Here is a 12296-nt window from a genome sequence, read left to right as displayed (position 1 = left end):
GAAGGCAGGGGGAGCAGCGGTGCGGGTTTCGTCGTCGTCTGCGGACCGGTGGCCGCGCGCGCGTCGCTCACGGAGCGACTCCAATCGTGGAAAGTCCTGTGGCCTCAGGGAGGCCGAGGGCGATGTTCATGCTCTGCACCGCGCCGCCTGCGGTGCCCTTGGTGAGGTTGTCGATGGCGCTGATCGCGATGATCCGGTTCGCCGCCGCGTCGTGGGTGACCTGCACCTGAACGGCGTTGGAACCGTAGACGGACGCCGTCGCCGGCCACTGCCCCTCGGGGAGCAGGTGGACGAAGGGCTCGTCCGCGAAGGCCTTCTCGTACGCGGCCCGTACGGTCTCGGCGGTGACGCCCGGCTTCGCGGCGGCCGTGCAGGTGGCGAGGATGCCGCGGGGCATCGGCGCCAGGGTCGGCGTGAAGGAGACGGTGACCCGCTCCCCCGCCGGTCCGCTGAGGTTCTGGATCATCTCGGGGGTGTGCCGGTGGCCGCCGCCGACGCCGTACGGCGACATGCTGCCCATGACCTCGCTGCCGAGGAGGTGCGGCTTGGCGGCCTTGCCGGCGCCGGAGGTTCCGGAGGCGGCGACGATCACGGCCTCGGGCTCGGCGAGACCGTTCTCGTACGCCGGGAAGAGGGCGAGCGAGACGGCGGTGGGGTAGCAGCCGGGCACCGCGACGCGCTTGGATCCCGCCAGAGCGGCGCGGGCGCCGGGGAGTTCGGGGAGCCCGTAGGGCCAGGTCCCGGCGTGCGGGGAGCCGTAGTACGTCTCCCAGTCCGCGGGCTCCTTCAGCCGGAAGTCGGCGCCCATGTCGACGACGAGGACGTCGGGACCGAGCTGCTCGGCGACGGCGGCGGACTGTCCGTGGGGCAGGGCGAGGAAGACCACATCGTGCCCGGCGAGCTCGTCGGCGGTGGTGGGCACGAGGACGCGGTCCGCGAGCGGCAGCAGATGGGGCTGGAGCGCCCCGAGCCGCTGGCCGGCGTTGGAGTGGCCGGTCAGGGCACCGATCTCCACGTGGGGGTGGGCGAGGAGGAGACGCAGGAGCTCTCCGCCCGCGTATCCGCTCGCACCCGCCACTGCTACTCGTACCGTCATCGAAACCCTCCTCATGGATGGCATGACTATACGTCGCTCCGCAGTTTTATGCAACGACGTACGGAGTGGACCCGGGGTGCCGATTCACCGACGGTCCACTCGGGCCGGGCGGGGAGGGGTGTGCGGGGGCAACGGTCGGGTCCACCCCCGACGGATCACCCGTTCGCTCGCCACAAGGCGACCGTACGGGACCCGTCACCCCGACGCCACGGGGTCCGGAGCGCGTTTCCGGATGGCCGGAAACGGCGATTCCACAAGCCCCCACGGGCACCCCTTTGCATGACCATGCGAGATGATGCATACTCTTCCTATGTCCAAGGTCCTCACCTCCCTGCCCGCCGGCGAGCGCGTCGGCATCGCCTTCTCCGGCGGCCTCGACACCTCCGTCGCGGTCGCATGGATGCGCGACAAGGGCGCCATCCCGTGCACCTACACCGCCGACATCGGCCAGTACGACGAGCCCGACATCGCCTCGGTGCCCGGCCGCGCCAAGACCTACGGTGCCGAGATCGCGCGCCTGGTCGACTGCCGCGCGGCCCTGGTCGAGGAGGGTCTTGCCGCACTCACCTGCGGGGCGTTCCACATCCGCTCCGGCGGCCGCGCCTACTTCAACACCACGCCGCTCGGCCGCGCCGTCACCGGCACCCTCCTCGTCCGGGCGATGCTCGAGGACGACGTCCAGATCTGGGGCGACGGCTCGACCTTCAAGGGCAACGACATCGAGCGGTTCTACCGCTACGGCCTGCTCGCCAACCCGCACCTGCGGATCTACAAGCCCTGGCTCGACACGGACTTCGTGACCGAGCTCGGCGGCCGCAAGGAGATGTCGGAGTGGCTGCTCGCCCATGAGCTGCCCTACCGCGACAGCACCGAGAAGGCGTACTCCACCGACGCCAACATCTGGGGCGCCACCCACGAGGCGAAGACCCTGGAGCACCTCGACACCGGCGTGGAGACCGTCGATCCGATCATGGGTGTCCGCTTCTGGGACCCCTCGGTCGAGATCGCCACCGAGGACGTCACCATCGGCTTCGACCAGGGCCGCCCGGTGACGATCAACGGAAAGGAGTTCTCCTCCCCCGTCGACCTCGTCATGGAGGCCAACGCCATCGGCGGCCGCCACGGCATGGGCATGTCGGACCAGATCGAGAACCGGATCATCGAGGCCAAGAGCCGCGGCATCTACGAGGCGCCCGGCATGGCCCTCCTGCACGCGGCGTACGAGCGCCTCGTCAACGCGATCCACAACGAGGACACGCTCGCCCAGTACCACAACGAGGGACGGCGCCTCGGCCGGCTGATGTACGAGGGCCGGTGGCTGGACCCGCAGGCGCTGATGGTCCGCGAGTCCCTGCAGCGCTGGGTCGGCGCGGCCGTCACCGGCGAGGTGACGCTGCGGCTGCGGCGCGGCGAGGACTACTCGATCCTCGACACCACGGGCCCGGCGTTCAGCTACCACCCGGACAAGCTGTCCATGGAGCGCACCGAGGACTCGGCCTTCGGCCCGGCGGACCGGATCGGCCAGCTCACCATGCGCAACCTCGACATCGCCGACTCCCGCGCCAAGCTGGAGCAGTACGTGGGCCTCGGCCTGATCGGCAGCTCCAACCCGGCCATCGGTGCCGCCCAGGCGGCCGCGACCGGCCTGATCGGCACCATGACGGAGCTACCCGAGGGCGGCGCGGAGGCCATCGCCTCCCGCGGCGAGGTCTCCGACGACGACGAGATGCTGGACCGCGCCGCGATGGAGTTCGGCACCGACTGAACCACCCGCCGGGCGGCCCGCTCGGCGCCCCCTGCCGAGCGGCAGGCTCGGCACCCCCCGTCGAGCGGCTCGCTCGGCACCCCGGAAGGCCGGTTCGACGCCCCGCGCGTCGGACCGGCCTTCTTCCGTTCTGTCACATCCCCGCGGGCCCTCACGTCAAGCCGGTGACGGAACCGACGAGGAGTGAGGCGCCATGCCGGACGACACCTTTCTGACCGCCCTGACCGGGCGCTTCGACGCCCACGAGGAGCGACTGCGGCGCGTGGCCCTGCTCATGACGGGCTCGCCGGCCGAGGCCGAGGAGGCGCTCGGGGCGGTACGGGCAGGGCTGGGGCGGGACGGCGGGACAGCGGCGGTGGCGGCGTGGCTGACGGCGCTGGTGGGACGGGAGTGCGCGCGGGGGGTTCGGGGGCGGCGGGCCGGGCCGGGTGAGGGTGGCGGGCCTGGTCAGGGCGGACGGTCTCGCGAGAACGGGCCTCGCGGAGGTGGCGTGACCCCTGGGGCCACCGGCGCGGACGCGGCCGGGGTCGAGTTCCTCTGGCTCGCGCTGTTCGTCGCGCTGGAGTCCCTCGGGGCGGACGAGCGGCTCGTCTACGTCCTGCACGACGTCTTCGGGCTGCCGCCCCACGAGACGGCGCGGATCACCGGCGGCTCCCCCGGGGAGGTCACGCGGCTCGCCCGGCGGGCCCGGGAGCGGATCCGGGGCGCCGGGGCGGCCCGTACCGACGGTGACGCGGGGCGGCAGCGGGCGGTGGTGGACCGGTTCCTGACGGCCGCACGCGCGCGTGACGCCCGTACGCTCGCCGACGTCCTCGACCCGGACGTGGTCGCCTGGTCCGAGAGCGGCCCGGTGCACGGCGCCCCGGCCGTCGCCGAAGGGGCGGCCGCCTTCGCCCGGTTCGCGGATGTGGCCAGGCCCGCGCTCGTCGACGGGTCCGTCGGGGCGGTCGCCTTCATCGCCGGCCGGCCGGTCTCCGCGGTGGCGTTCACCCTCCGCCAGGACCGGATCGTCGCGCTCGACATCACCACAGGCGAGGAGCGGGTACGGGCGCTCGACCTGACCTTTCCCGACTGCTGACGGACACGGCGGAACAGGCGCGGGCGAAAGTCGGATGCGGCCCGGCCCCCGCGGAGGTTAGCCTCGACGGCATGTCGACGCCCCGAATCTCCTAGCTGAGGACCCGCACCCACGCCACCCGTGTGTCCTCAAGCCCTTTCGGAGCGTTACCCCATGATCACCGTTCGTGGTGCCGACGTGCGCGTCGGCGCCCGGCTCCTGCTGTCCGGCGTCTCCTTCCATGTCGCCCCCGGCGACCGGATCGGCCTCGTCGGCCGCAACGGCGCCGGCAAGTCCACCCTTCTCGACACCCTCGCCGGGCTGCGCGCCCCCGCCGCCGGCACCCTCACCCGTACCGGCTCCGTCGGTCATCTCGCCCAGGATTCGCGGGCCGCCGACCCCACCGTGACCGTCACCGACCGGATCCTCTCCGCGCGCGGTCTCGACCGGGCGGTGCGACGCCTTGCCGAGGCCGCCGGACGGCTCGGTGCGGCGCCCGACGCGCGGGCGCTCGCCGCGTACGACCGGGCCGAGGCGGCCTTCGAGGCGGGCGGCGGCTACGCGGCCGAGGCGGAGGCCGCACGCGTCGCCGCCGGCCTCGGTCTGCCCGCCGAGGTCATGGACCGGCCCGTCGGCCGGCTCTCCGGCGGCCAGAAGCGCCGGGTCGAGCTGGCCAGGATCCTCTTCGCGGGACACGGCCGGGACGACACCCTGCTGCTCGACGAGCCGACCAACCACCTGGACGCCGACTCGGTCGCCTGGCTGCGCGGCCACCTCGCCGCCCACCGGGGCGGTCTCGTACTGATCAGCCACGACGTGCGACTCCTCGCCGACACCGTCAACCGGGTCTTCCACCTCGATCCGCACCGTGCCGCGCTCGACGTCCACAACACCGGCTGGGACGCGTACCTCGCCCAGCGGGAGACCGACGAGCGGCGCCGGGTGCGCGAGCGCGCCAACGCCGAGCGCAAGGCCGCCTCGCTGCACGCGCAGGCGGACCGGATGAAGTCCCGGGCGGCGACGGCGACGACGGCCCGCAGCATGGCGCGCCGAGCCGACCGGATGCTCGCGGGGCTCGACCCGGAGCGGCAGGCCGAGCGCGTCGCCCGCATCCGGCTGCCCGAGCCCGCGCCCTGTGGCCGGATGCCGCTCGGTGCGGTCTCGCTCACCAAGGCGTACGGGGAGCGGCCCGTGCTCGACGGGGTGGACCTCGCCGTGGACCGGGGCAGCCGGCTTGTGGTGCTCGGCCTCAACGGCGCGGGCAAGACGACGCTGCTGCGGCTCCTCGCCGGGGAGGAGACCCCCGACGCGGGCCGGGTGGTACGCGGGCACGGGCTGCGGCTCGGCTACTTCGCCCAGGAGCACGACACGCTCGCTCCGGACCGCACGGTCAGGGAGAACCTCGCCGACGCGGCTCCGCACCTGACGGACGGTGAGGTACGGACGGTCCTCGGGGCGTTCCTGTTCCGGGGGGACGACGTGGACAAGCCGGCCGGGGTGCTCTCCGGCGGCGAGAAGACGCGGCTCGCGCTGGCCGCCCTCGTCCACTCGGGCGCGAACGTGCTGCTCCTGGACGAGCCCACGAACAACCTGGATCCGGCCTCCCGCGAGGAGGTCCTCGCGGCCGTGGGCACGTATCCGGGCGCGATCGTGATGGTCACGCACGACGAGGACGCCATCGACGCGCTGCGCCCGGAGCGGGTCCTGCTGCTGCCGGACGCGGACGAGGACCTGTGGAGCGAGGAGTACCGGGGGCTGGTCGGCCTGGCGTGACGGCGGCCGACCCCGCCTGAACCTCCGGTACGCCGACGGGGCCCGGGCTCCTGGCTCGCGGCCCCTAGGGGGTGTCTTGTCGAGCCCGGCCTGATCGGCAAGACACCCCCTAGGCCGTTCGTACCGCCCGCAGGACCACGAACTTGGCGTCGCTCGCGACGAGTTCGCTGTTGCCGAAGAGCCGGCGGAGGGTGACGTGGTAGCCGAGGTGCCGGTTGCCGATGATCCACAGCTCGCCGCCCGGCCGCAGTGCGCGCCGCGCGTCCGCGAACATGCGACGGGCCGTGCGGTCGGTGGTGGCCTGGTGGCTGTGGAACGGGGGGTTGTTGAGGACGAGGTCCACCGAGCCGGCGGGCAGGTCGGTGAGCCCGTCACCGACGAGGAACTCGGCCTTGCGGCCGGGGCCCACGTGGGCGCGGAAGTTCTCCTCGGCGGAGGCGACCGCCTGGTACGACTCGTCGGCGAAGACGAGTTCCGCGTCGGGTTCGGAGAGGGCGATGGCCAGGCCGACCACGCCGTTGCCGCAGCCGAGGTCGGCGACGCGGGCCCGGCCGATGCCGCCGGGGAGGTTCGCGAGGAAGAAGCGGGTGCCGATGTCGAGGCGGTCGGCGCAGAAGACGCCGGCGTGGTTGGTGACCGTGAGGCCGGGGAGTCCGGGCGCCGGGGTGTCCGACGGGAGGTCGTACCGGAGCGGCCAGGGGTTGGGGCGCGGAACGGTCGCGGGGTCGGGGGTGGTGTGGATCAGCCGGGCCTTCTTCACCGCGAGCGAGGTGCGGGTGGGGCCGAGGATCCGCTCGAAGAGCCGGAGCGTGGAGGTGTGGATCTCCTTGACCATGCCGGCGCCGACGATCACGGTGCCCTCGTGCACGGCGGGGGCGAGCCGGTGGAGCTGGTCCTCCAGGAGCGCGAGGCTCTTGGGGACGCGGACGAGGAGGACGTCGATCCGCTCGGGCGGCGGGTCCTGGGTGGTGAGCAGCCGGACGGCGTCCGGGGCGGCTCCGGAGCGGGCGAGGTTGGCCCGTGTGGCCTGCCCGGTGAGGTACGAGTCGGTGATCTGGACGAGCTCGCCGGTGCCGGCGGCCCGCAGCGCGGTGACGAGGGCTCCCCAGCGGTCGCCGAGGACGGCGACGGTGCCGGACAGGTCGGTACCGCTCTCGGCCAGCTGGCCCAGGAGGTATTCGTCGGCCGCGTCCCAGGCACGCAGCTGGTCGCGCGGGTCCTCGGGGAAGCGGGTCAGCGTGAAGGCGCCCCATGACGTGGTCAAACGGTTCATCGTGCTCTCAGGCTAGCCGGTCGCGGCCGCCGGCTCTTCCTGCCACATGCCGACAGGGGTCCGGAGAGCCCTGCCCGGCTCGCGGCACCCGGGCGGAGGCCGGGGCGGCTCGCGGGCGAAGGGGGTGAGCGGCGCGCTGGTGTTCAGTGCGGGGCCGTGTCGAGCTGGAGGTGCCAGAGGCCGGGGCGGCCGGTGAGGGTGACGGTGGAGAGGGGGCGGACGTCGACGTTCCAGTAGGTGGCGGGCGGTGCCTTCAGGGCGTACACGAGGGCGGCCCGTACGACGGAGGGTTCCGCGACGGCGACGATGGCGCCCTCCTCGGCGGGGCGGGTGTCGAGCCAGTTCCCTATCCGCCTGATGAAGGCGAGGAGCGGTTCGCCGCCGTGGGGGGCGGTGCGGGCGTCGGTGAGCCAGGCGTCGACGGCGGCCGGTTCGAGGGCGGCGACCTCGGCGAGGGTGAGGCCCCGCCAGCGGCCCATGTCGCAGTCGCGCAGCGCGGGCTGGGCGAGCGGGGCGTAACCGAGGGCGGTGCCGGTGGCGCGGCTGCGCGGAGTCGGGGAGCAGTAACGCAGTTCGGCCGCGCCGAGCGGGATCAGGGTCGGCGCGGCGAGCTGCACCTCGTACCAGCCGGCCTCGTCGAGCGGCCGGTCGTCGTCGAACCGTTCGGCGAGCAGCGAGGAGCTGCGTGCCGCCGTGACGAGCGTCACCCGAAGACTCATGGCCGCGATCGTGAGGCCGGGGGCTCCGCAGGTCAAGGGGTCATTCCACGGTGCCGGAGGGACTCCGGCTCAGTGCTGCCCGAGAGCCATCCACTTGTCCGAATTCTGCAGTGGCGTGAAACCGACCTTCTCGTACATGCCGTGCGCGTCGGCGGTGGCGAGCATGATGCGGCGCAGTCCGTACGGTGCGAGGTGCTCGCGGACGGCGGTGACGAGCGCGGTGCCGAGGCCGGTGCCGCGGGCCGGCCGGTCGACGTAGACGTCGCAGAGCCAGGCGAAGGTGGCGTAGTCGGTGACGACGCGCGCGTAGGCGGCCATCTCGCCGGTCTCCCGGTGGTAGGCGCCGAGGTTGAGCGATCCCGCGATGGCCGCGTCCTGCTTCTCCCGAGGTCGGCCGAGGGCCCAGTAGGCGTCCGTGGACAGCCAGTGGTGGACGCGGTCGGCGTCGATCCGTGCGGGGTCGGCTGAGATCTCGTACGTCCCGTGCATGACGGGGATGTCCGGGGTCGTGCTGTCGCTCATGCCCGCAGGCTTCCAGTGACCGCGGGGCTTGTCAGGTGAATTTGCTGCCCGCACATCGTCCGGCCCCGGCGTTCAGGCGGTGAGCTCGTCGACCGCCGCACGCAGGCGGCGCACGCCCTCCACGATCTCGGTGGGGCCGGCGACACCCGCGAAACTCAGCCGGATGTGCCCCGCGGGGGGTTCGGCACAGAAGTAGGGGCGGCCGGGAGCCGCGGCGACGCCGGTCCGCAGGGCGGCGGCGAGGAGGGCGGACTCGGGGACGGCGTCGGGGAGGCGGAGCCAGAGGTGATAACCGCCGTAGGGCACGTGCGGCAGGGCGAAGCCGGGGAGATGCTGGGCGACGGCGCGGGACAGCACGTCCCGGCGACTCCTGAGCTCCTGACCGACGGCCCGCAGGTGCCGGTGCCAGGCGGGCGATCCGACGAGTTCCAGCGCGGCCTCCTGGAGCGGCCGGGGGACGAAGAAGCTGTCGACGACCTGGATGGCGCGCAGGCGTTCCAGGACGGGGCCGCGGGCGGCGAGGGCGCCGACCCGGAGGCTGGGCGAGGTGGCCTTGGTCAGCGAGCAGACGTGGACGACGACGCCGTCGGGGTCGTCGGCGGCGAGCGGGGCGGGCAGCGGCGGCGCGTCCTCGTGGACGAGACGGCGGGCGAAGTCGTCCTCGACGACGAAGGCCCCGGCGGCACGGGCGATACGGACGACCTCGCGGCGCCGCTCAGGCGCGAGCACAGCGCCGGTCGGGTTCTGGAAGAGCGGCTGGCAGACGAGGACGCGGGCCCCGGTGGCGCGGAACGCGGCTTCGAGGAGCTCGGGCCTGACTCCTTCGGCGTCGGCGGGCACGGGCACGGGCCGCAGTCCGGCGGCGCGGGCGACGGCGAGCATGCCCGGATAGGTGGGCGACTCGACGAGGACGGGGGTGCCGGGCGGGGCGAGGGCGCGGAGGGCGGTGGTGATGGCGGACTGGCCGCCGGCGGTGATGAGCAGATCGGCCGCGGTGACGCTGCCGCCGATCTCGCGGGCGAACCACTCGCGCAGCTCGGGCAGTCCGTCCGTGGGCGGTCTGCCCCAGGCGCCGGGGCGGCGCCCGGCGCGGGCGAGAGCGGCGGCGAGGGCCCGCTGGGGCTGGAGCGAGTGGTGGAGGTAGCCGCCGTTGAACTCGATCACGCCCGGCGGCGGTGCGGAGAGGGTGACGAGGACGCCGGAGGCGTCGACGGCGCGGGGGACGAGCTCCGTGGCGGTGTCGGCGCTGAGCGCGACCTCCTGCCAGGAGGTGTCGCCGGTGACGGGGGCGGCGGCACGGGGCTCGGCACGGTAGGCACCGGCCCCCGGGCGGGTGACCACGAGCCCTTCGGCGGCGAGCTGGGCGAGAGCGCGGGTGACGGTCACCGGGGAGACCCGGTAGCGCTCGACGAGCGCACGACTCGACGGCAGCTTTCCACCAGGTGAGTAGCGGTTGAGGTCCTCCCTCAGGGAATGCGCCAGTTCCGCGACACTGCTACGCTCATTCATGAGAGCACAGAATAGCGCTACTGCTTCCACGACGATAGCGGTTCCCGCCACCGGCACCGTGGTGAGCACCCCCTCGGGAAGCGCCCCGCGCGGCGCCGCCGACCCGCTCCCCCGCGGCACCCTGCTCGCCGCTCTCGGCGTGGTGTCCTTCTCGCTCACGTTCCCGTCGACCGTCTGGGGCCTGGAGAGCTTCGGCCCCTGGTCCCTGGTCGCCGTGCGCTCCACGCTCGCCGCCCTCATCGCGGGCGTCTTCCTCCTCGTCGGCCGGGTGCCGCTGCCTGAGCGCCGGCACTGGGCGGGCCTCGCCGTCGTGGCCGGCGGTGTCGTCATCGGCTTCCCGCTCCTGACGACCCTGGCCCTACAGACCTCCACCACCTCGCACGCCGCCGTCGTCGTCGGCCTGCTGCCGCTCACCACGGCGACCTTCGCCGCCGTGCGGACCGGGCGCCGCCCGTCCCGCACCTTCTGGTTCGCCGCCGTGTCGGGCGCGGTCGTGGTGATCGCCTTCACGCTCCACCAGAGCGGCGGGGCCCTGTCGCGGGGCGATCTGTACCTCTTCGGCGCGCTCCTCGTGTGCGCGGCCGGTTACACGGAGGGCGGGCGGCTTGCCCGGCTCATGCCCGGGTGGCAGGTCATCGGCTGGGCGCTCGTCCTCTGTCTGCCCCTGATGACGGTCGGCTCCGCCGTGGCGCTCTCCTTCGAGCCGGTGCACCTGAACGCCCATGGCGTGATCGGCCTGGTCTGGGTCGCCGCCGGCTCCACCTTCTTCGGCCTGTACGTCTGGTACCGCGGCATGGCGTCGATCGGCATCCCGAAGGCGAGCCAGCTCCAGCTCGCGCAGCCGCTCCTGACCCTGGTCTGGTCGGTGTCCCTGCTGGGTGAGACCCTGCCGCTCGCCGCCCCGCTCGCGGCCGTGGCCGTCCTGGTCTGCATCGCGGTCACGCAGCGGGCGAAGAGCTGACGCGACGGATCGGGGTGACCCGGGTCACAATGACAGACGTAGGCTGCGAACAGGAGAAGCCCGGTCGCGAGGAGGCCACCCCGATGCAGGCGAACGTGGGCGACAAACTGCTGGTGCACGGCCGGACCGTCGGTCACCACGACCGTACGGCCGAGATCCTTCAGGTACTGGGGGAGAACGGCACTCCCCCGTACCGCGTGAAGTTCGAGGACGACGGTCACGAGGCCCTGATGTCGCCGGGCCCCGACTCCGTCGTACGCCATCACCCGGAGGCGGAGTCCCGCTGACCCCAACGGGTCCGTCGACCCCAAGAAGGCCCGCCGGCCCTAGGAGTCCCGCTGACCCCGAGAGTCCCACTGACCCCTCTCTCTCGGCGGACGGACCCTGGTCGGGTAGTGATCGGCCACCACGGCGGCCATCGCCCCGATCCGGTCCGTCATGACCTCCTTCGCCGCGAAGAAGCAGTGGCCGCCGACCGACGGGTGGCCGGCGGCGAGGTCCAGGTGCCGTGACAGTTCCTTCGGGTCCTGCCAGGCCGCGGGCTGGGCCGGGTCGCCCGCCTTGTAGAGCGCCTCACCGACGTAGAGGCCGACTCCGGTGCCCCGGACCACGGCGTCCCACCAGGGCAGCAGCTTGGCGTAGTCGGCGGCGGGCAGGCCGATGTTCCAGTAGAGCTGGGGCACGACGTAGTCGATCCAGCCCTCCCGGATCCACTTCCGGCTGTCGGCGTACAGATCGTCGTAGGTCTGCACCCCCGCCTGGGTGTCCGAGCCCTCCGGATCGGTGGAGGCGTTCCGCCAGACCCCGAACGGGCTGATCCCGAAGGCCACGTGCGGCTTGATCTCCTTGATCCGGGCGGCCGTGCCGGAGACCAGCAGGTCGGTGTTGTGCCGCCGCCAGGACGCCCTGTCGGGGAAGTTCCCGCCGTACCGCGCGAACGCCTCGTCGTCGGCGAAGACCTCACCCGCCACCGGGTACGGGTAGAAGTAGTCGTCCCAGTGCACGGCGTCGATCTCGTAGCGCCGCAGCGCGTCCAGCATCGCCTCCTGGACGAAGCTCCGGACCTCGGGCAGGCCGGGGTTGTAGTAGAGCTTCCCGCCGTAGGGCACCACCCACTCCGGGTGGATCCGGGCCGGATGATCGGCGACGAGCCGGGTCGGGTCCGTGTGATTCGCCACTCGGTACGGATTGAACCAGGCGTGCAGTTCGAGCCCCCGCTCATGGGCCTCCGCGACGGCCGTGCCCAGCGGGTCCCAGCCGGGGTCGCGGCCCTGCGTCCCGGTGAGGTACTGCGCCCACGGCTCGTACGGCGAGGGCCACAGCGCGTCGGCGGTCGGCCGCACCTGGAGGACCACCGCGTTGAGCCGGCGCTCGACCGCCGTGTCCAGGTGGGCGAGGAGTTCGGCGCGCTGCGCCTCGGCGGTCAGGCCCGGCCGGGAGGGCCAGTCACGGTTGGCGACCGTCGCGATCCACACGCCGCGGAACGCGGGACGGCGCGGTCTCCGTGCGGCCGGCAGCGGGGCCGCGGCCGCCGCCTGCCCTGTCGACCCCGTCACGGCGAGCACCGTTCCCGCCGCTCCGGCCACGAACCCTCTTCTGCCGATAGGCCGCACTTGTACCC

General features: G+C 73.3%; 11 protein-coding genes. 5 read left to right on the top strand and 6 right to left on the bottom strand.

Annotated elements, in window-relative coordinates; all coding sequences use genetic code 11:
- Positions 1 to 67: 67 nt before the first annotated feature.
- Positions 68 to 1096: an N-acetyl-gamma-glutamyl-phosphate reductase gene (gene argC, locus ACZ4VK_RS21050; protein ID WP_468354041.1), complete on the bottom strand. Its 1029-nt coding sequence runs from the start codon at positions 1094 to 1096 to the stop codon at positions 68 to 70.
- 310 nt (positions 1097 to 1406) lie between these two features.
- Here argC and argG point away from each other — a divergent pair, with 310 nt between their 5' ends.
- The 3 genes from argG to ACZ4VK_RS21035 all read left to right on the top strand — a co-directional run bounded on the left by argG (position 1407) and on the right by ACZ4VK_RS21035 (position 5691).
- Positions 1407 to 2861, top strand: a complete 1455-nt coding sequence (gene argG / locus ACZ4VK_RS21045; protein WP_468354039.1) for an argininosuccinate synthase — start codon at positions 1407 to 1409, stop codon at positions 2859 to 2861.
- A 193-nt stretch (positions 2862 to 3054) separates the two neighbouring features.
- Entirely contained in the window at positions 3055 to 3939 is an 885-nt protein-coding gene (locus ACZ4VK_RS21040; protein ID WP_468354037.1) for a sigma factor-like helix-turn-helix DNA-binding protein, read from the top strand.
- A 153-nt stretch (positions 3940 to 4092) separates the two neighbouring features.
- Positions 4093 to 5691 (top strand): ABC-F family ATP-binding cassette domain-containing protein, encoded by a 1599-nt coding sequence (locus ACZ4VK_RS21035; protein ID WP_468354035.1) that lies wholly within the window; start codon positions 4093 to 4095, stop codon positions 5689 to 5691.
- Positions 5692 to 5800: 109 nt separating this feature from the next.
- Here ACZ4VK_RS21035 and ACZ4VK_RS21030 read toward each other — a convergent pair whose 3' ends face one another.
- From ACZ4VK_RS21030 to ACZ4VK_RS21015, 4 genes are all read right to left on the bottom strand, one after another.
- Positions 5801 to 6964 carry a methyltransferase gene (locus ACZ4VK_RS21030; RefSeq protein ID WP_468354033.1) on the bottom strand — a complete coding sequence of 388 codons (1164 nt, stop codon included), beginning with the start codon at positions 6962 to 6964 and terminating at the stop codon, positions 5801 to 5803.
- 143 nt (positions 6965 to 7107) lie between these two features.
- Positions 7108 to 7683 (bottom strand): histidine phosphatase family protein, encoded by a 576-nt coding sequence (locus ACZ4VK_RS21025; RefSeq protein ID WP_468354031.1) that lies wholly within the window; start codon positions 7681 to 7683, stop codon positions 7108 to 7110.
- A gap of 69 nt (positions 7684 to 7752) precedes the next feature.
- Positions 7753 to 8205, bottom strand: coding sequence for a GNAT family N-acetyltransferase (locus ACZ4VK_RS21020; protein WP_468354029.1), 453 nt, complete (start codon positions 8203 to 8205; stop codon positions 7753 to 7755).
- Positions 8206 to 8277: 72 nt separating this feature from the next.
- Positions 8278 to 9714: an aminotransferase-like domain-containing protein gene (locus ACZ4VK_RS21015; protein ID WP_468354027.1), complete on the bottom strand. Its 1437-nt coding sequence runs from the start codon at positions 9712 to 9714 to the stop codon at positions 8278 to 8280.
- Here ACZ4VK_RS21015 and ACZ4VK_RS21010 point away from each other — a divergent pair.
- Both ACZ4VK_RS21010 and ACZ4VK_RS21005 read left to right on the top strand, forming a co-directional pair.
- Positions 9713 to 10675 (top strand): DMT family transporter, encoded by a 963-nt coding sequence (locus ACZ4VK_RS21010; protein WP_468354025.1) that lies wholly within the window; start codon positions 9713 to 9715, stop codon positions 10673 to 10675. The genes ACZ4VK_RS21015 and ACZ4VK_RS21010 overlap by 2 nt on opposite strands.
- Before the next feature lie 83 nt (positions 10676 to 10758).
- Complete coding sequence (locus ACZ4VK_RS21005) at positions 10759 to 10962, top strand: DUF1918 domain-containing protein (protein ID WP_468354023.1); 204 nt, start codon at positions 10759 to 10761, stop codon at positions 10960 to 10962.
- Between the two features lie 39 nt (positions 10963 to 11001).
- On the opposite strand, the gene ACZ4VK_RS21000 is transcribed toward ACZ4VK_RS21005, so the two are convergent.
- Positions 11002 to 12288 carry a glycoside hydrolase family 10-like protein gene (locus ACZ4VK_RS21000; protein ID WP_468354021.1) on the bottom strand — a complete coding sequence of 429 codons (1287 nt, stop codon included), beginning with the start codon at positions 12286 to 12288 and terminating at the stop codon, positions 11002 to 11004.
- Positions 12289 to 12296: the final 8 nt, after the last annotated feature.

The organism is Streptomyces sp. NPDC028711 (genome assembly GCF_055565415.1).
The sequence above is the reverse complement of the archived record's forward strand: the minus strand, read 5'-3'. Positions and strand labels throughout refer to the sequence as shown.

Excerpts from the sequence above, each read along its gene's own strand:
- argC (WP_468354041.1), bottom strand. The coding sequence starts at position 1,096 with ATGACGGTACGAGTAGCAGTGGCGGGTGCGAGCGGATACGCGGGCGGA.
- argG (WP_468354039.1), top strand. The coding sequence starts at position 1,407 with ATGTCCAAGGTCCTCACCTCCCTGCCCGCCGGCGAGCGCGTCGGCATC.
- ACZ4VK_RS21040 (WP_468354037.1), top strand. The coding sequence starts at position 3,055 with ATGCCGGACGACACCTTTCTGACCGCCCTGACCGGGCGCTTCGACGCC.
- ACZ4VK_RS21035 (WP_468354035.1), top strand. The coding sequence starts at position 4,093 with ATGATCACCGTTCGTGGTGCCGACGTGCGCGTCGGCGCCCGGCTCCTG.
- ACZ4VK_RS21030 (WP_468354033.1), bottom strand. The coding sequence starts at position 6,964 with ATGAACCGTTTGACCACGTCATGGGGCGCCTTCACGCTGACCCGCTTC.
- ACZ4VK_RS21025 (WP_468354031.1), bottom strand. The coding sequence starts at position 7,683 with ATGAGTCTTCGGGTGACGCTCGTCACGGCGGCACGCAGCTCCTCGCTG.
- ACZ4VK_RS21020 (WP_468354029.1), bottom strand. The coding sequence starts at position 8,205 with ATGAGCGACAGCACGACCCCGGACATCCCCGTCATGCACGGGACGTAC.
- ACZ4VK_RS21010 (WP_468354025.1), top strand. The coding sequence starts at position 9,713 with ATGAGAGCACAGAATAGCGCTACTGCTTCCACGACGATAGCGGTTCCC.
- ACZ4VK_RS21015 (WP_468354027.1), bottom strand. The coding sequence starts at position 9,714 with ATGAATGAGCGTAGCAGTGTCGCGGAACTGGCGCATTCCCTGAGGGAG.
- ACZ4VK_RS21005 (WP_468354023.1), top strand. The coding sequence starts at position 10,759 with ATGCAGGCGAACGTGGGCGACAAACTGCTGGTGCACGGCCGGACCGTC.